Raw genomic sequence first — 19,626 nt, 5'->3', positions numbered from 1 at the left:
CACGACAACGACGGACCACCCCACGCCTTTGACGATATGGACGGCACGGCCGACATGAACGGCATCGACGGTATGGACGGCTTCGACGACGCCGACGACGAACTGGACGGCGAAACCGACGACTTGGCGGAGTTCGAAGGCGACGACTCACTGGACAACGACCTCCTGGAAGAGACGCTCCGCCAGGCCGCCGCCATCATGGATCCGGTCCCGGCGCAGCTCCAGCAGACGGCCGTCGAGGCCTACACCCTCTACTCGCTCGACACCCAACTGGCGGAGCTGACCTTCGACTCGCTCGTCCACGGCATCCCCGTCAGAGGGGCCGTGGACGCACCCCGCATGCTGACCTTCCGCGCGGACGAGCTGACGGTCGACATCGAGGTGACCGCGCACGGTCTGATGGGCCAGGTGCTGCCGCCGCAGGGGGCCAGGATCGAGGTGCTGAGCGGCCCGCAGCTCGCGTCGCCGCCCGCCCTCACCGCGGACGACATGGGCCGCTTCGCCGGCGAACTGCACGTCACCGGCCCGTTCGCGCTCCGGCTGCGGACGGACGCGGAGGTCGTCATGACGGAGTGGCTGCGCGCCTGACCCGAAGTACGGCTGCCCGGGCGGGCCGGTTCACTGCGGACCCGCCCCCGGCAGAGCTGTCGACCGCTGCTCTCAACCCACCGCCACCAGCGGATGGTGGCAGGCGACAGCACGCCCCGACGCCGCCCTGACCAGCCGCGGCCGCTCCACCGCGCACACCTCCCGCGCATACGGACACCGTGTGTGAAAGGTGCAACCGGCCGGTTTGGCCACCGGGTCGGGTACGTCCCCGGTGAGGACGATCCGTTCCCGGCGGGGTGCGTCCGGGGCGCCGGTCCCGTCGTCGATCTCCGGGACCGCTGACATCAGCGCCTCGGTGTAGGGGTGCGCGGGAGCCCCGTACAGCGTCTCGGTGTCGGCGAGTTCGACGACCTCACCGAGATACATGACCGCGATCCGGTCCGAGACATGACGGACCACGCCCAGGTCGTGCGCGATGAAGACGTACGTCAGCCCGAACTCGTCCTGGAGATCGGCGAACAGGTTCAGCACCTGCGCCTGGATCGACACGTCGAGCGCGGACACCGGTTCGTCGGCGACGATCAGCTTCGGGTTGGTGGCCAACGCCCGTGCGATACCGATGCGTTGACGCTGGCCGCCCGAGAACTCGTGCGGGTACCGGTCCAGATGTGCCGCCGCCAGCCCCACCACGTCGAACAGTTCGGCGACCCTGCGCCGGACGGCGGCGGTATCTCCGTACCGGTGGATGAGCAGTGGCTCGGCGACGATGTCCCCGGCGCGCCGACGCGGGTTGAGGGAGGCCTGCGGATCCTGGAAGACGAGCTGCATCCCGGGCCGTACGGGACGCAGTCGGCGCGCGGACAGGGTGGTGATGTCCTGCCCGTCGAACTCGACCCGCCCGCCCGTGAGGTCGGTGAGCCGGACCAGACAGCGGCCGAGCGTCGACTTGCCGCAGCCCGACTCGCCGACGATGCCGAGGGTCTCGCCCCCGCGCACCTCCAGCGAGACCCCGTCCACGGCCCGCAGCACCTTGCGGCGGCGGGTGAGGGAGTCGCCGCGCAGGGGGTAGTGCTTGGTGACGTCCGTGGCGCGCAACAGCACGTCGGCGCCACCGGTTTTGGTCTGCAGGTCCGTGGTCACGGCGCCGCCTTTCTGTCCAGTGTCGAGTGCGCCGTACGGACCGAAGCGCGCTCCCCGTCCGGCAGCCAACAGGCGTCGAGATGCCCCGACTCGCCGGTGAGGACCGGGCGTTCGTCGCACCGGTCGTGTCGCGCCGGGCAACGCGGCGCGAACGCGCACCCCTGCGGCACACTGTCCGGCGACACGGGCACTCCCGCGATGGTGGGCAGCCGGCGCAGCCGCGGCCCGCCGACCCGGGGCACCGAGTCGAGCAGACCCCAGGTGTACGGATGCCGGGGACCGTGGAACACGGCCTGGCGCGGGCCCTCCTCGGCCGCCCGCCCGCCGTACATGACCAGCACCCGGTCGGCGATCTCGGACACCACACCCATGTCGTGCGTGATGAGCACGACCGCCGAACCGCGCCCGTTCAACTCCCGCATCAGGTCGAGTATCTGGGCCTGGATCGTCACATCGAGCGCGGTGGTCGGCTCGTCGGCGATCAGCAGCGCCGGACCGCAGGCGAGGGCCATCGCGATGACCGCCCGCTGCCGCATCCCGCCCGAGAACTCGTGCGGGTAGGCGCCGACGCGCGAACCGGCGTCCGGGATGCCCACGTCCGACAGCAGCCCGACCGCCCGAGCGAGGGCCTCCTTCCTGGACACCTTCTCGTGCGTCCGGATCTGCTCGGCGATCTGCCAGCCGACCGTGTAGACCGGGGTCAGCGCGGTCATCGGGTCCTGGAAGACCATGGCGATCTCCCGGCCGCGAACCGACCGCATCTCCTGGTCGGGAAGGGTGAGCAGGTCCCGCCCACGGAAGCGGACTTCGCCCGTGACGGTGACGTTCGGGCTGGTCAGCAGCCGCAGTACGGCCAGCATCGACACGCTCTTGCCGGAGCCCGACTCGCCGACCACGCCCAGGATCTCGCCGGGGGCGACCGAGAAGGAGAGTCCGTCGACGGCCGTGACCGGGCCGGTGCGGGTACGGAAGGTGATCCGCAGATCCCGTACATCGAGAAGGGGTTCAGGGAGAACGGGTTCAGGGAGTAGGGGTTCAGGCATGGCGGGCCCTCGGATCGAGTCGGGCGTACAGGATGTCGACCAGGGCGTTGGCGAGGACCACGAAGAAGGCCGCGTACATGACCGTTCCCATGATCACGGGCAGGTCCAGGTTCTGCAGCGCGTCGAAGGTGAGCTTGCCGACTCCGGGCAGGCCGAACACGACCTCGGTCAGCAGGGCCGCGCCGCCCACCAGCGCGCCGAAGTCCAGGCCGAACAGCGACACGATCGGGATGAGCGAGCAGCGCAGCGCGTGCCGGACGAGGATCCGCCGCTCGGACAGCCCCTTGGCCCGCGCGGTGCGTACGTAGTCCTCGCCGAGCGCGCTGACGACCTCGCCGCGCAGCAGCCGCGCGTAGATGCCGGCGTACAGCAGCGCCAGGGTCAGCCACGGGAAGAGCAGGTGCAGCGCCCACTGGCCGGGATCCTTGCCCAGTTCGACGTACCCGGGTGGCGGTACCCAGGAGAACACCGAGTCGTGCAGGCGTTTCTGGGTGAGAAGGTTGACGACCTCGCCGAGCCAGTAGGCGGGCAGCGAGACGCCGACGACTCCCACCAGCATGATCAGCGGGTCGGCGGCCGTGCCGCGCAGGGCTGCCGCCACCGTGCCCATGAGGATGCCGACCGTCATCCAGATGACCGCAGCCCCGATCACCAGCGACAGCGTCACAGGCATGGCCTGCACGATCTGCGGGATGACCTTCGAGCCGCGGTTGACGAACGACTCCAGGTCCCGGTCGATCAGCAGGTGCCGCATCATCAGCAGATAGCGCACGGGCAGCGGCCGGTCGAGGCCGAAGGAGTGCCGTACCTGGGCGAGGGTGGCCGGGTCGGCGTTGCGGCCCGCGATCCGGGCGGCGGGGTCGACTCCCGGGGTCGCGAAGAAGATCAGGAACACCAGCACACTGATCGCGAACATCACCAGCAGTGCGGAGAGGAAGCGCCGGAGCGCGAAGTACAGCATCGGATCACATCCCTCCGCGGAGCCGGGCGCTCGGGTCGAGGGCGTCGCGCACCCCGTCGCCGAGGACGTTGAGGGCGGCTGTCGTCAGCGCGATGAGCAGTCCGGGGGCGATCGTCACGGTCGGACGGGTGTACAGCAGTCCGAGGCCGTCCTCGATGATCGTGCCCCAGCTGGCGTCGGGCGGCTGGACGCCGACCGAGAGGAAGGACAGTGCCGACTCCGTGAGCATCGCCAGCGCGGTCATCAGCGGCAGGAACACGATCGCCGTGGGCAGCACGTTCGGCAGTACCTCCCGGCGCATCACGCGCAGCGCGGGCGCGCCCGACCCTACGGACGCCTGGATGAACTCCTTGTTGCGCAGCACCAGCACCTGCCCGCGCATCGGCCGGGCCACGTAGGGCACGTAGATCGCCGCGATGATCACGACCGGCAGCCACAGACTCCCCGCCTCGACGGTGACCGGTCCGAGACTGAGCCCTTCGGTGAGCAGGACCACGGACAGACAGATGGCCAGCAGATAGACCGGGAAGGCCCAGATGACGTCCAGGACACGGGAGATGACCGCGTCGACGACCCCGCCCGCGTACCCGGCGACGACGCCGACGGCCGTACCGAGGACACAGCACAGCAGCGCCGCCGTGACCCCGATGAAGAGGCTGGTACGGCCGCCGTAGAGCAGCCGGGCCATGACGTCCCGGCCCTGGTTGTCGGCGCCGAGGAAGTAGTGGCCGAAGTCCCAGGTGGGGCCGATGGGTGTGACGCCGAGGCCGAGGCCGGTGGTGCTCGGGGTGAGCACCGGCACGGCCTTGCCATCGATGACTGTCGTGCCGGAGACATGGGACTGGAACGGGTCGGTGTGCGCGATGTGGTCGGCGTACAGCGGGGCGCACAGGGTCACCGTGACGACGGCGAGCAGAACGAGGGCCGCGGCCACCGCCGACCTGTTGCGCAGCAGGTCGGCGGCGGCGGTCCGCCAGGGGCCCGGCGAGCGCCGCCGGGCCTCGGGGACGGCCAACTGGGTCGCGATGGCGCTCACTTGACCCACAACTGCCCGACGAGCATGTAGAACTGCTTGCTGAACCGGTAGTTGCCGACCCGCTTCGACGTGAAGTCGATGATCTTCGGATTGATCACCGGGACCACCGGGGACTGAGCCATGATGTCCTGGTCGATCGTGCCCCACTGCTGGTCGGCGGCCTTCTGATCGGTCTGCCCGGCCTTCAGCGCGGCCTGCATCCGCGCGTCGATGCCCTTGTCGCAGAACCCGGAGATGTTGATGCTGGAGTCGCTGCCCGGGTGGAACGAGGCGCAGGACAGCAGCACGTTGAGGAAGTCGGAGGCCGCCGGATAGTCCTGGTACCAGGAGGTCAGCGCCAACTGCACCTTGTTCTTGGTGTTCTGGATGTACGTGAACTGGATGTTCCCGGACAGCGGCTTGAGCGTCGCCTTGTAGCCGAGCTGGGTCAGCAGACTCTGCAGGTACTGCCCGATCGACTTGTTGACCTCGTCGTCACTGACAACGATGCCGACCTCCTGCCCGGCCGTACCCGACTGCTTGACCAGCGCCTTCGCCTTGGCGAGGTCAGGCGCAGACCAGGTCGTCCCGCCGCCCTTCGTGTACTGGCACTTGTCGACGTGCCCCGGGAAGCCCGGCGGCAGGATCGTGCACGCGGGAGAGGCGAGGTTCTTGCCGCCGTACAGCCCGACCACCGCGTCCCGGTCGATCGCCCAGTTGATGGCCTGGCGCGCCAACTTGTTGTTGAACGGTGCCGAGTTGACGTTCAGGGTGGCGTACCAGAAGGCGGTCAGCGGATTGACGTGTGCCTGAGAGGCGTACTGCGTGCCGATCTCGCCCAGCCGGTCGGCGGGCGGCGGGTCGTACATCCAGTCCGCCGAGCCGTTCTGGACGGCGGTCACCTCGGACTCGACGGTCTGCCCGAAGCTGTAGTCGACGTCGTCGGCGTACGCCTGCGGCTGGGCCTCGCGCGACCACTCCTTGAAGTACGGGTTGCGCACCAGCTTCAACGCCCGGTTCGGGTCGTAGGAGGCCGCCATGTAGGGGCCGGTCGTCGGGAGCGGCTTGGTGCCCGCGTCCTTCGTCGGCGAGTCCTTCGGCACGATGCTCGCGTGCGGGACGGCCAGCTTGTACGGGAACTCCGGGTCCGGCGCGGTCAGATGGACGGTGACCGTGCCGGCCGCCGCGTCACCGACGACACCCTTGGCGAGCGTGCAGGACGCCGGGGTCTTCAGACAGGCGTCCGCGCCGACGATGCCGTTGTAGAAGGTGCCCGCGGTGGGGCTGGACACCTTGAAGATCCGTTGGAAGGACGCCACCACGTCGTCGGTGGTCACCGCCTTCCCGGTGGAGAACTTGATCCCCTTGCGGAGCGTGAAGGTGTACGTCTTCCCGCCGTCGCTGACCACCGGCATGGCGGCAGCCAGATCCGGGACGACGGTGAACGACTCCTGTCCGCCGGTCTTCTTGAACGCCAGCAGACCGTCGTACATCGACTGGTACAACTGCCAGTACTGGAGCGTGTAGTTGACCTGCGGATCGAAGGTTCCGGCGGCTGCGTGGGCGACCAGCTTCAGCGTGCCGCCCTTGTGCGCGGGCTGGAACACGGCCGACTGGGCGCCGCCGGTGGCGGTGGAGGTCGGGTTCGAGACGCCGTCGCCGCCGTCGTCGGAGGACGAACAGGCGGTCGCGGTGAGGGCGAGGGCGGCGGTCACGGCGGCGAGGGTGGTGCGTCTGGTTCCGGTGATCCGGGACATCGAGTAACTCCCGTCGGTGGAGCGGTGGTTGACGTCTCAGTCGGTGGAGTCGGTGGAGTCGAGGAAGTCGCCGACGACCTGGAGGTACAGCTCCTCCTCCTCGACGTGCGGCATATGGCTGGAGTGCTCGAACATGTGCCAGCGCACATCGGGGACGAGGTCGGCGAAGGGCCGGAGCGTCTCGGGTGTCGCCTCGTCGTAGCGGCCGGACACCAGCAGCGTCGGTACGTCGATCAGGTGCAGCCGGTCCACGACCGACCAGTCCTTCATGGTGCCGACGACATGGAACTCGTTCGGCCCGTTCATCGTGTGATACACGGTCGGGTCGGCCTCGATGTTGTCCCAGGTGGCCTGGACCTCGGCGGGCACCGGGACGGTACGGCACACATGGCGCTCGTAGAAGACCTGCTCGGCGGCGTGGTAGTCGGGGTGGTCGGTGGTCCCGGCCGCCTCGTGGGCGAGCAGGGTCTTCTGGACCTCGGGCGGGAGCGCGGAGCGGAGTTCGGCGGCGCCCGCCAGCCAGAGCTCCATGGAGGCCGGGGAGTTGGCGATGACCAGACCACGCAGCCCGGACGGACGGCGCACGGCGTGCTCGGCGGCGAGCATGCCACCCCATGACTGGCCGAGCAGATGGTAGGCGTCGGTGATGCCCAACTTCCGGAGCAGGTTGTCGAGTTCGTCGAGGAAGAGCTGGACGGTCCAGAAGTCGGCGCCCTCGTCGGGCAGATGGGTGGACCGTCCGACGCCGAGCTGGTCGTAGTGCACCACCGGGCGCCCCTGCCGGGCGATGCCGGCGATGCGAAGCGTGTAGTCGTGACCGGCGCCGGGGCCGCCGTGCAGGACCACCAGCGGTGTCCTGCCGGGTTCGCCGGTGATCCGGTACCAGGTGGACCAGCCGTTGAAGTCGATGGTCCCGGTGTGGTTCGGTTCGGGAATCGCCACTGAAGAGCCTCCGGGGGCGGGCAGAATCAAGCCAGTCCGTGTCTGAAATGGGTTGGGCGTCGGGGGATGGCTGACATACTGTTTGGGTAAATGCTCAGTCCACAAGACCTTTTAAGGCTTTTTAGCGGTGGCCCGGCAGAAGTAACTGCGCGTTCACGCGTCCGGAACCCGCGACCGACCGGGGAGGACCGCTGACCGCCACACCGGAGTCACCACAACTGCCTGAGCCGCCAGGGCGATCAGGTGCCGGGGACGAGTTCTCGCGGGTGTTCGACCGTGCCCTGTCCGGCGGCGGCGCTCCCTCGCCCGAACTGCGCCCGGTGCGCGTGGCCTCGGCGGTCGACGAGGTCTCCGACCGGTTGCTCACCGCGATCGCCGTGGGCGACTTCCTGCCGGGGGAGCGGCTGCCGGTCGAGCGCGAGCTGATCACCCTGCTGGGGGTGAGCCGCCCCACGGTGCGCGAGGCGGTCGGGCGGCTCCAGGCCGTGGGTGTCATCGAGATCCGCCGGGGCCGCAACGGCGGCGCCTATGTGCGCGACAGCTGGACCGAGACCTCCGGCGCCGCCGTCCGGCGCACCCTGGTGCCGCGCTGGGCGGAGTTCGAGCAACTCTTCGACCTGCGGGGGCTGGTGGAGGGGATGGTGGCGGCGACGGCGGCCCGGCGACGGCGCCCCGAGGACCTCGTACCCATGCGCGACGCCCTGACCGCCTACCTCTCGGCGGGCGACCCGCGCGAGGAACGCGCCGCCGACAGCGCCTTCCACCGGAGCATCTGCGACGCCACGCACAACCCCCAGATCGCCATGCTCAGCCGCGACCTGCTGGCCCGCGCCAGCCTCGGCTTCCCGGTCGAACCCTGGGGCAAGGGCGAGCGCACCCACTTCCACCGCGGCAGCGAGGACCACAAGGCCCTCTACGAGGCGGTCGCTGCCGGAGAGCCCGAACAGGCGGAGGAAATCGCCCGGGCCCACTTCACGATCAGCGCGGACATGATCCGCGACGTACTGGCCCGTGTCAGGAACGCCGGCCAGTCATGACAATCGGCCCCCAGGACGCGGGTCCCGGGGGCCGATCGGTGAGCCTGGTCTACGAGGGTGCGCATAAGGGGCGCGGGGCTGTATCCATATCCATCAGCGGCTCCGCCGCGGGGCGCGACAAGCCCCCACCGGGCCCGCGGCCCAAGAACCGCACACCCGGCCGAGCGCTAGCTGAACGTCGCCAGCGTCTCGTTCCACGTAGCCGACGGCCGCATGACCGTCTTCGCCTTCTCGACGTCCGGCTGGTAGTACCCGCCGATGTCGGCAGGCTTACCCTGAACGGCGATCAGCTCGGCCACAATCGTCTCCGCGTTCGCGGTGAGCGCCTCGGCGAACGAGGCGAACGACTTCGCCAGGTCCGCGTCCTCCGTCTGCGCCGCCAGCTCCTGCGCCCAGTACAGGGACAGGAAGAAGTGGCTGCCCCGGTTGTCGATGCCGCCGACACGCCGGGTCGGCGACTTGTCCTCGTTGAGGAAGGTCGCCGTCGCGCGGTCGAGGGTGTCGGCGAGGACCTGGGCCCGCGCGTTGCCCGTGGTCGTGGCGAGGTGCTCGAAGCTGGCCGCCAGCGCGAAGAACTCGCCCAGGCTGTCCCAGCGCAGGTAGTTCTCCTTGACGAGCTGCTGGACGTGCTTCGGGGCGGAGCCGCCGGCGCCCGTCTCGAACAGACCGCCGCCCGCCATCAGCGGGACGACCGACAGCATCTTGGCGCTGGTGCCCAGCTCCAGGATGGGGAACAGGTCGGTCAGGTAGTCGCGCAGCACGTTGCCGGTGACGGAGATCGTGTCCTCACCGCGGCGGATGCGCTCCACGGACAGCTTCGTCGCCTCGACGGGGTTGAGGATCCGGATGTCCAGGCCCTCGGTGTCGTGCTCCGGCAGGTACGCGTTGACCTTGGCGATCAGGTTGGCGTCGTGCGCGCGGGTCTCGTCCAGCCAGAACACCGCCGGGTTGCCGGTGGCGCGGGCGCGGGTGACGGCCAGCTTCACCCAGTCCCTGATCGGGGCGTCCTTGGTCTGGCAGGCGCGGAAGATGTCACCGGCGGCGACCGGCTGCTCGATCACCACGTTGCCGGCCTGGTCGACGAGGCGGACCGTACCGGCGGCCGGGATCTCGAAGGTCTTGTCGTGGCTGCCGTACTCCTCGGCCTTCTGCGCCATCAGACCGACGTTCGGGACCGAGCCCATGGTCGACGGGTCGTAGGCGCCGTTGGCGCGGCAGTCGTCGATCGCGACCTGGTAGACACCGGCGTACGAGGAGTCCGGCAGGACCGCCAGCGTGTCGCCCTCCTGGCCGTCCGGGCCCCACATGTGGCCGGAGGTGCGGATCATGGCCGGCATCGACGCGTCGACGATGACGTCGGACGGGACGTGCAGGTTGGTGATGCCCTTGTCGGAGTCGACCATGGCCAGCGCCGGGCCCTCGGCCAGCTCGGCGTCGAAGGACGCCTTGACGGCTGCCCCCTCGGGCAGCGCCTCCAGGCCCTTGTAGATGCCGCCGAGACCGTCGTTCGGGGACAGGCCGGCCGCGGCGAGCGTCTCGCCGTACTGCACGAACGTCTTCGGGAAGAAGGCGCGCACGACGTGGCCGAAGATGATCGGGTCCGAGACCTTCATCATCGTGGCCTTGAGGTGTACGGAGAACAGCACGCCCTCGGCCTTGGCACGGGCGATCTGCGCGGTGAGGAACTCGCGCAGCGCGGCGACGTGCAGCACGGAGGCGTCGACGACCTCGTCCGCGAGGACGGGTACGGACTCACGCAGGACGCTGGTCGAGCCGTCCTCGCCCACCAGCTCGATGCGCAGCGAACCGGCCTCGGAGATCACCGCGGACTTCTCGGTGGAGCGGAAGTCGTTCTGGCCCATCGTCGCCACGTTCGTCTTGGACTCGGGGGTCCAGGCGCCCATGCGGTGCGGGTGGGTCTTGGCGTAGTTCTTCACCGAGGCGGGGGCGCGGCGGTCGGAGTTGCCCTCGCGCAGCACCGGGTTGACGGCGGAACCCTTGATCTTGTCGTAGCGGGCGCGGATGTCGCGCTCCTCGTCCGACTTCGGGTCGTCCGGGTAGTCGGGCAGCGCGTAGCCCTGGCTCTGCAGCTCGGCGACCGCCGCCTTGAGCTGCGGGATCGAGGCCGACACGTTCGGCAGCTTGATGATGTTCGCCTCGGGGGTCTTCGCCAGCTCGCCCAACTCGGCGAGGGCGTCCGCGATGCGCTGGCCCTCCTCCAGGAACTCGGGGAAGACGGCGATGATGCGTCCGGCCAGCGAGATGTCCCGGGTCTCGACGTTCACCCCGGCCTGCGAGGCGTACGCCTGGATCACGGGCAGGAACGAGTGGGTCGCCAGTGCGGGCGCCTCGTCAGTGTGCGTGTAGATGATGGTCGAGTCAGTCACCGGGTGCTCCGCTCCACGTCTGCAACATTGCTCGACATCAAGATATCTCCTGCTCGGCTCTCACTCGACAGGGGTCCGTGCGGAACTCGACACAGGCCGGTACGCCACTCGCTCGAATTCTGTGCGAATCGATGCAACCGATTCCGCCGATCTTGTGGTCTAGGGGGTAGACCTCACACCGGATCGGCGGCCGGATCTGACCACCCGGCGCCCGAGCGAAAGCGAACCATGAGATATCGCACCCGACTGACGGCCCCTGCGGCAGCCCTGCTCGGCACGGCCGCGGCCACCACCCTGGCCCCTTCGGCATACGCGGCGTCCGGGGGGACGTCGAAGGCGGCTTCGGGCAAGGACGCCGCCGCCCCGGGCGCCGAGACCCTCGGTGACCCCGTCTACCCGAGCCTGGGCAACGACGGCTACCGCGTCGCCGCCTACCACCTCGACCTCGCCTACGACGCCACGACCAAGCTGGTCGACGGCGAGGCGACCCTGCGCATCCGCACCACCCAGGCCCTCACCCGCCTTTCCCTCGACGCCCTCGGCCTGGACATCCGCTCCGTCCGCGTCGGCGGCCGCACGGCCACGTTCGAGTTGGTGGACGAGAAACTGCGGATCACGCCCGCCCGCAGCCTGCCGGCGAACACCGGAACGACGATCTGCGTCGCGTACGGCGCCGACCCGCGCCGCGCCCTGACCCACACCGCCTGGGTCCCCACCCCCGACGGCTTCGCGGTGTGCCCGCAGCCCAACTCCGCGCACACGGTCTTCCCGTGCAACGACCACCCGGTCGACAAGGCCGACTTCACGTTCCGGATCACCGTCCCGAGCAGCCTGCGCGGCGTCGCCAACGGCACCCTCGTCCGCACGGAGAGCCTGGCCGGCGACCGGACCGCGTACAGCTACCGCTCGCGCTCGCCGATCGCCACCGAGCTGGTGCAGATCACCGTCGGCGACTACGTGGTGAAGGACCGGCAGGGGCCGAACGGGCTGCCGCTGCGGGATGTCGTCCCGGTCGCGCGCGCTGCGGCCCTCGAACCGGCGCTGGCGCTCACGCCCGGCCTGGTGGCGTGGCTCGAGCAGCGGCTCGGCGCCTACCCGTTCGAGACGTACGGTCTGCTGCCGTGCAACTCCGACGACCCGGCCGCGTTCGACTTCACGGGCCTGGAGACCCAGACCCTCACCCTGTACAAGCCGAACTACCTTCTCCAGGAGGAGAAGTTCATCGGCTCGCACATGATGCACGAGCTGGTCCACTCCTACTTCGGCAACAGCGTCAGCCCCGGCACCTGGGCCGACCTGTGGCTCAACGAGGGCCATGCCGACTTCTACGGGCTGCTCTACCGCTACGAGCGCGGCTGGACCGACTCCCTCGGCCTGACCACCATGGAAGCGCGTATGAAGAACACGTACGCGCGCGGCGACCAGTGGCGCCGTACCTCCGGGCCGGTCGCGGCACCCAACGAGGTCAACCTCTTCGACAGCCAGCGCTATCTGGGCGGCGTCCTCGTCCTCTACGCGCTGCGCGAGTTCGTCGGCGAGGCCACCTTCAACGCGATCGAGCGCACCTTCCTCGACCGCTATCGCAACTCCTCGGCGACGACCGAGAACTACATCTCGGTCGCCTCCGAGATCGCCGGCCAGGACCTCTCCGGCTTCCTGCGGGACTGGCTGTACGGAACGACGACACCGAGGATGCCCGGCCACCCGGACTGGACGGTCACCCCGGTGCCTACGTCACTGGTCGCGCCGAAGAACCGCACGGTGGCCGGTCATCACGACAACTCGGCGACCCTCTGAAACCCGCTGCGCCTGCCTGCTGAGACCTGAGTCTCATCTGTCGAGCAGGGCGGACGCCGCTCCGCCCTGCTCGAGGCCGAGGCCCAGGTCGGGTTCCGCGTGGCTGCCCCGCTGCTGTGGAATGACCACCGCACCCTGCTGCAGGGCGACCGTCCGGGCGGGCGCCGGGATGCTGATGCCCTCGGACCGGTAGCGCCTGTGCAGGCGCTTGATGAACTCGTGCTTGATCCGGAACTGGTCGCTGAACTCGCCGACCCCCAGGATCACCGTGAAGCCGATCCGCGAGTCGCCGAAGGTGTGGAAGCGCACCAGCGGCTCGTGCTCCGGCACGGCCCCGGTGATCTCCGTCATCACCTCGGTCACGACCTCGCAGGTGACCCGCTCGACCTGCTCCAGGTCGCTGTCGTAGGCGACGCCGACCTGGACCAGGATCGTCAGCATCTGCTCGGGGCGGTTGAAGTTGGTCATGTTCGTCCCGGCGAGCTGCCCGTTCGGGATGATGACCAGGTTGTTGGAGAGCTGGCGGATCGTCGTCTGACGCCAGTTGATGTCGACGACGTACCCCTCCTCGCCGCTGCTCAGCTTGATGTAGTCACCGGGCTGGACGGTCTTCGAGGCGAGGATGTGGATGCCCGCGAAGAGGTTGGCGAGGGTGTCCTGGAGGGCGAGCGCGACGGCCAGACCGCCGACTCCCAGGGCGGTGAGCATCGGCGCTATGGAGACGCCCAGCGTCTGCAGCACGACCAGGAAACCCAGGGCCAGGATGACGACCCTGATGATGTTGACGAAGATCGTCGCCGATCCGGCGACCGCCGACCGGGACTGGGTGACGGTGCGCACCAGCGTGCTGACCACTCTCGCGGTCGTCAGCGTCGTGACCGCGATCAACAGGACGGTCAGCGTCTGGTTGACGTTGTGCCCGACCGTCCTCGTCAGCGGCAGCGCGGCCGCGGCGACCGCCACGCCCCCGGTGAACGCCGACCACGGCACCACCGTACGCAGCGCATCCACGATGACGTCGTCCCCGCTCCAGCGGGTGCGGTCCGCGTGCCTGCCCAGCCAGCGCAGCAGCATGCGCAGCAGGAAGGCCGCCAGCAGGCCCACGGCGAGGGCGATGCCCGCGACGACCAGATCGTCCACGGTGAGTTCTCGCTTCACCGGTCACCTCCGAGGAGTGGTTCCGCGGCGCCCCGCGCCACCGACGGCCGGATGTGAAGTCTCGTCACTTGCCACCTGTTCGAATGTTCGAAAAGCCTTGAAATGCGCGATCATCGTCCGGACGTCTGTACGACGTCCGGCGACCGCTCATCCTGCCGCATCCGGCCGGCCGATCGTCACCGAGCAGTGGCAAACCCGCCATTGAGCAGCTCAGGCGGGGAGTGCATCACAGACGTCCACCGGGTGCACCTCCCACGCGGGGAAGGGGTCCTCGTACGCCGTGTGCGCCAAGTCGACTGCGTACGCGGCCAGTTCCTGCTCCGTCAACAGGCAGCGCGACAGCGCCAGTCGCAGCGACTGGCGGCGCAGATCGGTGCCGATGAACACCAACTCCTGTCCCTGTACGGGAGATTCGTCACTCATGCCGGCATTCACGGCGATCGGCTCGAAGCGGGCCACTGAACCCGCCTGTGACCACAGGCCCGCGGTGCCGGGACGGGAGGCGAGAGTGAAGAAGCCCTTGGAGCGCAGCACTTGGCCGAAGTCGCCCGCGTCGAGCGGGCCGGTGAGGAGGTCCCAGAGGCGGCCGGGGTGGAAGGGGCGCGGGGTCGCGCAGGACGAGGGAGGAGATGCCGTACTCCTGCCGCGGACGGTGCGGTGGACGCGGGCGGCCGAGTTGAGGCGAGATTCCGGAGCTTTCGATGAGCAGGTAGTCGAAGCGGCCCGCTTGGGCCAGCTTCTCGACCTCCTCCAGACCGTGATTCGCAGGCCCTGGCGGTTGCCGAGGGCGTGGTTGAGCGGTGTCGTGTTCCCGGCCCCGAGGAAGCCGGAGAGAACGGTCACGGGCAGGCGGGGGGCGCTGGAAGTGGTGGGCATGCCTCCGCGCGGATGCCGTCCCGAGGTGACCGTCAGATCACCTTGAACCGCACCAGTGCCCCCAGCGTCAACGCCCCCGGCAGCAGCGGCACCCAGACGGTGATGATCCGGAACGCGAGCACCACGGCCGTGGCGACGGCCACCGGCCCGCCCACCGCGACCAGGGCCACGATCAGCGCCGCCTCGACGGAACCGATGCCACCGGGCGTGGGGATCAGCGCGACGGCGACCGTCGCTGCGAGATACGCGAGCGCCATGTGCCAGGGCGGCACCGGCAGCCCCAACGCCGTCCCCACCGCGGCCAGCCCGGCGGCCTGCAACGCCGGGAACGCCAGCGACCCTCCCCACAGCGCCAGCGCCCGGGACGGCCGCATGTGCACGGAACGGGCCTCGCCGAGCGCCGTGCGCAGGAAGGAGACGGCGACCGTGCGCAGCCGCCGTACGCATACCAGCGCAACCGCCGCCGCCAACAGCACCGCGCAGACGCCCATGACCAGCGGGCCGAGTGCCGCGCCGGGAACGAGACCTCCGAGCCGCAGGGCGTGCGGGAACGCGATCAGCAGCGCCGCCAGCAGGCCCAGTCGGCCGACCGCCTCCGCCAGCATGTACAGGGCGAGCGCCGCCGAGGAACGGGCCGGCGGCAGACCGCACACCGTCATGAACCGCAGATTGACCGCGCCCGCGCCGAGCCCCGTCGGCAGCAGATGGTTGGCCGAGCCCGCCGCGAACTGCGTGGCGAGCAGCCGCAGCCTGGGCAGCCGCTCGACGACAGCTCCCTGCCGGCTGACGGCGGCGGCCACCCAGGTCAGACAGGTCGCGCCGGCCGCGGCCAGCAGCCAGGGCCACTTGGCCGCCGCCAGGTGACCGAAGCCGTCGGCGAGCACCTGGCGGTGGCGCACCGCAGCCATGGCGACCAGGAGGAGCGGGAGCAGGCACAGGACCTGCCGTACCGGTATGCGTCGGCGCCGGGCCGGGGGAGGGAGAACCGCTGTCACAACCGGAGAGGTTCTCCGTACCGCACCAACACCGGGTTGCGGGCGCACGGCCACCGGTCGACGCGCCGGGCAACGGCACGAGGGGGTGCGATGCCCATCCGTGATGCGGCCGTTGACCTCAAGGTTGCTTGAGGTCGTACGGTCAGTGTCATGAGTATGGAGACCACAGCCTGGATGCAGTTGCACAGTGTCATGAACGCCCAGCAGGAGCGGCGTCCCTTCGACCCTGCGACCCTGCGCCGTATCGCGCAGTTCGCGCGCCCGCACCGCCGCCGCATCATCCGCTTCGTCGTGCTGAGTGTGCTCACCGCGCTGCTCGCTGTCGCCACCCCCGTCCTCGCGGGCCGCGTCGTCGACACGATCGTGTCGGGTGGCGACGAGAGCACGGTCGTCCGGCTCGCGCTGCTCATCGCGGTGATCGCGGTCGCCGAGGCGGTCCTCGGGATTCTCGGCCGCTGGCTCTCGTCGACGCTCGGGGAAGGGCTGATCCTCGATCTGCGGACGGCTGTGTTCGATCATGTACAGCGCATGCCGGTCGCGTTCTTCACCCGCACCCGTACGGGAGCACTGGTCTCCCGTCTCAACAATGACGTCATCGGCGCGCAGCGCGCGTTCAGCAACACCCTGTCCGGTGTGGTGAGCAACCTGGTCACCCTGGTGCTCACCCTCGTTGTGATGCTCACCCTGTCCTGGCAGATCACCCTGCTCGCCCTGGTGCTGCTGCCGGTGTTCGTCGTCCCCGCCCGGCGGATGGGCAGCCGGATGGCCAAGCTCCAGCACGAGGCCGCCGACCTCAACGCGTCGATGGGCACCCGGATGACCGAACGCTTCTCGGCCCCGGGCGCCACCCTCGTCAAGCTCTTCGGGCGGCCCGACGAGGAGTCCGCCCAGTTCGCGGCCCGCGCCCGCCGGGTCCGGGACATCGGCGTACGGACGGCCCTCGCGCAGTCGGTCTTCATCACCGCCCTCACCCTGGTGTCCGCCCTGGCACTCGCCCTGGTGTACGGGCTCGGCGGCTGGTTCGCGCTGCGCGGCAGCCTGGAACCGGGCGCGGTGGTCGCGCTCGCCCTGCTCCTGACCCGTATGTACGCGCCGCTCACGTCGCTCGCAGGGGCGCGCGTCGAGGTGATGAGCGCCCTGGTGAGCTTCGAGCGCGTCTTCGAGGTGCTCGACCTGAAGCCCCTCATCGAGGAGAAGCCCGACGCCCGCGAAGCCCCCGAGGGCCCGGTCGCAGTGGAGTTCGACAACGTCCGCTTCGCCTACCCCGCCGCCGACCGCGTTTCCCTCGCCTCCCTGGAGGAGGTGGCCGCCCTGGACACCAGAGGCGGCACAGAGGTCCTGCGCGGAGTCAGTTTCCGCGCCGAACCCGGTCAGACGATCGCCCTGGTCGGCTCCTCCGGCGCCGGAAAGTCGACGATCGGACAACTCCTGCCCCGCCTGTACGACACCGACGAGGGCGCCGTACGCATCGGCGGCGTCGACGTCCGTGACCTGAGCGCCGCCTCCTTGCGCGCCACCCTCGGGATGGTCACCCAGGACGGCCACCTCTTCCACGACAGCGTGCGCGCCAACCTGGTGCTGGCCCGTCCGACGGCGACGGACGACGAACTGTGGGCCGCCCTGACCCGGGCCCGCCTCGACGACCTGGTCCGCGACCTGCCCGACGGCCTGGACACGGTGGTCGGCGAACGCGGTTACCGTCTCTCCGGCGGTGAACGCCAGCGCATGACCATCGCCCGACTGCTGCTGGCCCGCCAGCGCGTCGTCATCCTCGACGAGGCGACGGCCCACCTGGACAACACCTCGGAGGCGGCGGTCCAGGAGGCCCTGGCGGAGGCCCTGGCGGACCGCACGGCCATCGTGATCGCCCACCGCCTCTCCACGATCCGCGCGGCCGACCTGATCCTGGTGGTCGAGGCCGGCCAGATCCTGGAACGCGGGACGCACGACGAACTGCTGGCCCTGGACGGGCGGTACGCGGAGCTGTACCGGACACAGTTCGCGCAGCGGCCCGGAGAGCACGCGGAGGTGACGGAGGCGGCGTAGCCACGGGGGAGCGGCCCGCGGAAACGGCGCACGGACATACCGCGGTTTCTGTAGGTGCTCCTCCCCTCTCCTTCCGTTTCGGTAGGGCGGATTGCCAGCAGCGGGACGACGACCGGGAGGCCCTCCCCGGGACAGCCTTGCCAGGTACGTCCGACCCGAGGTGACGTTCCCTGCCGTGGCTGCTTTTCTGTATATCTGACCAAACTCGGCGCCCGTGACCGCGCCCAGCTGGTCGTCATCGCCTACCAGACCGGCCTCGTGCGCCTCGCAGTCCGGGATCTCTGACGCTTGACGCTCGTCAGAGATCCAGCAGATCCCGCGTCCGCACGAGAAGACCCGTCTCGAAGGAGCGGTTCGCGGCCAGGCCGGTGACCAAAGAGTGGGCGCCGTCGGCCGCGTCCGCCGCGCGGTGCAGGGGGTCCTGGACCCGGGTGCCGAAGACGTCCTGGAGCATGCGCGCGTCGCCGCCCCCGTGCCCGCCCTCGCCGGTGGCGACCCCGATCTCGCGAGGCTCCTCCCAGAAGCGGCGCAGCGTCAGCCCGGTACGGCCGACGGTGTCGTCCACCTCCGCGCCGTGCAGCACGGCAGCGGAGGTGCTCGCCGGGACCCGGGGGCGCGTCCACGTCGACTCCTCCACCAGCAGCTCCAGCCGCCCTTCGCTGCCGTTGAAGGCGATCCGGTATCCCTCCCAGGGCGCGTACGCCGTCAGGTGGTACGTCAGCGTCGCGCCGGTCGCGTACCGCACCAGGACCGCCATGTCGTCCTCGATGGTCACGCCGGGGCCGAACACGTTCTGGTCGCGGTGGTAGCCGTCCTCCGCCTCCGCGTCCAGGTACAGCGCGCTGAGCACGGGTGAGTCCTCGAGATGTACGGCGAAGGGGTCGTCCCGGGCGGCGGGGGAGCCGTGGGCGCGGCTGTAGTCCCGGGCGAGGCCGCGGCATCGGCCGGCCTCGTCGCCGTAGAAGAAGAGCCCGCCCTGCGCGAAGACGGACTCCGGACGCGTTCCCAGCCACCAGTTGACCAGGTCGAAGTGATGGGTGGCCTTGTGCACCATGAGGCCGCCGGAGTTCGCCTTGTCGCGGTGCCAGCGGCGGAAGTAGTCGGCGCCGTGGCGCAGGTCGAGCAGCCACTCGAAGTGCACCGAGCCGACCTCGCCGATCTCCCCGGCCGCGATCAGTTCCCGTACGGCCGAATGCACCGGGTTGTAGCGGTAGTTGAACGCCACCCGCACTTCGCGGCCGGTGCGCCGGACGGCGTCCAGGATGCGGCGGGCCCTGCCGGCGTCGGTAGTCATGGGCTTCTCGGTGACCACGTCGCAGCCCGCCTCCAGGGCGCGCACGATGTAGTCGTCGTGGGTGCGGTCCACGGAGCAGACCACGACGAGGCCGATCCGCTCGCGGCGCAGCATCTCGTCGAAGTCCTCGGCGGCGTACGCCGGCACGGGCGCCCGGCCCGGACCGGCGTCCGCGAGCCAGCCGTTGTGGACCGCCATCCGGTGGGAGTTGACATCGCAGAAACCAGCCAGCTCGAACCGGTCCGCGTAGGGACCGGCCAGGGCTTGTGTGAACAGCCGGGCGCGGGCACCCAGACCGACCACGGCGGCGCGACGGCGTGCGGTGTCGGGGGACATACGGGTCTCCATTCGGCGGGGCGAACGAGGCGTACGAGGGGTCCTGAGGTCCGGCTGTTCAGGTTGGCACGGGCAGCCGACCCTGTGTACCGGATGTCGATGACCGTTCAATTGGTCAGCATCAGTGCTGACTCGGGTTCCGACGTCGTAGGCGATCGGCCTGTGGACGGGTTGCTTCGCTCCAGCGGTATCGGAGAGGTGGTCTCCCCTGTGCCCGGGAGCCGTGCGCTTCGCCGATGCGACGGTGCAGGGGATCCGATACGCGAACGGCCTGTTTTCCGCAACCCTCCTCC

At 69.9% G+C, this 19,626-nt stretch carries 14 protein-coding genes and 2 pseudogenes; 5 read left to right on the top strand and 11 right to left on the bottom strand.

The window, feature by feature from the left end; translation table 11 throughout:
• Positions 1-54: 54 nt before the first annotated feature.
• A complete protein-coding gene (locus OG734_RS05090) occupies positions 55-588 on the top strand; it encodes a hypothetical protein (RefSeq protein ID WP_443065064.1) in 534 nt (177 codons plus the stop codon).
• 72 nt (positions 589-660) lie between these two features.
• On the opposite strand, the gene OG734_RS05085 is transcribed toward OG734_RS05090, so the two are convergent.
• From OG734_RS05085 to OG734_RS05060, 6 genes are read right to left on the bottom strand one after another with little or no spacing between them, the layout of a single operon-like run.
• Positions 661-1,689 (bottom strand): ABC transporter ATP-binding protein, encoded by a 1,029-nt coding sequence (locus tag OG734_RS05085; RefSeq protein WP_330286253.1) that lies wholly within the window; start codon positions 1,687-1,689, stop codon positions 661-663.
• The gene (locus OG734_RS05080; RefSeq protein WP_330286252.1) at positions 1,686-2,732 is read right to left on the bottom strand and encodes an ABC transporter ATP-binding protein; all 1,047 of its coding nucleotides are present in this window, start codon (positions 2,730-2,732) and stop codon (positions 1,686-1,688) included. Before OG734_RS05080 ends, OG734_RS05085 begins: the two co-directional genes overlap by 4 nt.
• The gene (locus OG734_RS05075) at positions 2,725-3,693 is read right to left on the bottom strand and encodes an ABC transporter permease (protein ID WP_164416406.1); all 969 of its coding nucleotides are present in this window, start codon (positions 3,691-3,693) and stop codon (positions 2,725-2,727) included. The genes OG734_RS05080 and OG734_RS05075 overlap by 8 nt, the downstream gene beginning before the upstream one ends.
• A gap of 4 nt (positions 3,694-3,697) precedes the next feature.
• Positions 3,698-4,729 (bottom strand): ABC transporter permease, encoded by a 1,032-nt coding sequence (locus tag OG734_RS05070; protein WP_330286251.1) that lies wholly within the window; start codon positions 4,727-4,729, stop codon positions 3,698-3,700.
• Positions 4,726-6,465, bottom strand: coding sequence for an ABC transporter substrate-binding protein (locus OG734_RS05065; RefSeq protein WP_330286250.1), 1,740 nt, complete (start codon positions 6,463-6,465; stop codon positions 4,726-4,728). Before OG734_RS05065 ends, OG734_RS05070 begins: the two co-directional genes overlap by 4 nt.
• 36 nt (positions 6,466-6,501) lie before the next feature.
• On the bottom strand, positions 6,502-7,407 hold the full coding sequence (locus tag OG734_RS05060; protein WP_330286249.1) for a proline iminopeptidase-family hydrolase: 906 nt from the start codon (positions 7,405-7,407) through the stop codon (positions 6,502-6,504).
• Between the two features lie 266 nt (positions 7,408-7,673).
• Between OG734_RS05060 and OG734_RS05055 the strand changes: the two genes are divergently transcribed.
• A complete protein-coding gene (locus OG734_RS05055) occupies positions 7,674-8,444 on the top strand; it encodes a FadR/GntR family transcriptional regulator (protein ID WP_330286248.1) in 771 nt (256 codons plus the stop codon).
• Between the two features lie 167 nt (positions 8,445-8,611).
• On the opposite strand, the gene OG734_RS05050 is transcribed toward OG734_RS05055, so the two are convergent.
• Positions 8,612-10,831 carry an NADP-dependent isocitrate dehydrogenase gene (locus OG734_RS05050; protein WP_330286247.1) on the bottom strand — a complete coding sequence of 740 codons (2,220 nt, stop codon included), beginning with the start codon at positions 10,829-10,831 and terminating at the stop codon, positions 8,612-8,614.
• Positions 10,832-11,059: 228 nt separating this feature from the next.
• On the opposite strand from OG734_RS05050, the gene OG734_RS05045 reads away from it, so the two are divergent.
• Entirely contained in the window at positions 11,060-12,628 is a 1,569-nt protein-coding gene (locus OG734_RS05045; protein ID WP_330286246.1) for a M1 family metallopeptidase, read from the top strand.
• 33 nt (positions 12,629-12,661) lie between these two features.
• Here the strand turns inward: OG734_RS05045 and OG734_RS05040 are convergent, their stop codons facing one another.
• The 3 genes and pseudogenes from OG734_RS05040 to OG734_RS05030 all read right to left on the bottom strand — a co-directional run bounded on the left by OG734_RS05040 (position 12,662) and on the right by OG734_RS05030 (position 15,657).
• Positions 12,662-13,786, bottom strand: coding sequence for a mechanosensitive ion channel family protein (locus tag OG734_RS05040; protein ID WP_330286245.1), 1,125 nt, complete (start codon positions 13,784-13,786; stop codon positions 12,662-12,664).
• A gap of 210 nt (positions 13,787-13,996) precedes the next feature.
• Positions 13,997-14,662: pseudogene (locus OG734_RS05035) on the bottom strand (GTP-binding protein).
• A 32-nt stretch (positions 14,663-14,694) separates the two neighbouring features.
• Positions 14,695-15,657 (bottom strand): lysylphosphatidylglycerol synthase transmembrane domain-containing protein, encoded by a 963-nt coding sequence (locus OG734_RS05030; protein ID WP_330286244.1) that lies wholly within the window; start codon positions 15,655-15,657, stop codon positions 14,695-14,697.
• Between the two features lie 156 nt (positions 15,658-15,813).
• Between OG734_RS05030 and OG734_RS05025 the strand changes: the two genes are divergently transcribed.
• Together OG734_RS05025 and OG734_RS05020 are read left to right on the top strand one after the other, a co-directional pair.
• Positions 15,814-17,703, top strand: coding sequence for an ABC transporter ATP-binding protein (locus OG734_RS05025; RefSeq protein ID WP_330293566.1), 1,890 nt, complete (start codon positions 15,814-15,816; stop codon positions 17,701-17,703).
• Positions 17,704-17,898: 195 nt separating this feature from the next.
• Positions 17,899-17,988: pseudogene (locus tag OG734_RS05020) on the top strand (DNA-binding response regulator); the annotation flags it as partial.
• Between the two features lie 13 nt (positions 17,989-18,001).
• Here the strand turns inward: OG734_RS05020 and OG734_RS05015 are convergent.
• Positions 18,002-19,333 (bottom strand): Gfo/Idh/MocA family protein, encoded by a 1,332-nt coding sequence (locus OG734_RS05015; protein WP_330286243.1) that lies wholly within the window; start codon positions 19,331-19,333, stop codon positions 18,002-18,004.
• Positions 19,334-19,626 lie beyond the last annotated feature (293 nt).

This window comes from Streptomyces sp. NBC_00576, assembly GCF_036345175.1.
Classification (GTDB): Bacteria; Actinomycetota; Actinomycetes; order Streptomycetales; family Streptomycetaceae; genus Streptomyces.
The sequence above is the reverse complement of the archived record's forward strand: the minus strand, read 5'-3'. Positions and strand labels throughout refer to the sequence as shown.

Excerpts from the sequence above, each read along its gene's own strand:
- OG734_RS05065 (WP_330286250.1), bottom strand. The coding sequence starts at position 6,465 with ATGTCCCGGATCACCGGAACCAGACGCACCACCCTCGCCGCCGTGACC.
- OG734_RS05015 (WP_330286243.1), bottom strand. The coding sequence starts at position 19,333 with ATGTCCCCCGACACCGCACGCCGTCGCGCCGCCGTGGTCGGTCTGGGT.
- OG734_RS05025 (WP_330293566.1), top strand. The coding sequence starts at position 15,814 with ATGGAGACCACAGCCTGGATGCAGTTGCACAGTGTCATGAACGCCCAG.
- OG734_RS05080 (WP_330286252.1), bottom strand. The coding sequence starts at position 2,732 with ATGCCTGAACCCCTACTCCCTGAACCCGTTCTCCCTGAACCCCTTCTC.
- OG734_RS05075 (WP_164416406.1), bottom strand. The coding sequence starts at position 3,693 with ATGCTGTACTTCGCGCTCCGGCGCTTCCTCTCCGCACTGCTGGTGATG.
- OG734_RS05090 (WP_443065064.1), top strand. The coding sequence starts at position 55 with ATGAACGGCATCGACGGTATGGACGGCTTCGACGACGCCGACGACGAA.
- OG734_RS05045 (WP_330286246.1), top strand. The coding sequence starts at position 11,060 with ATGAGATATCGCACCCGACTGACGGCCCCTGCGGCAGCCCTGCTCGGC.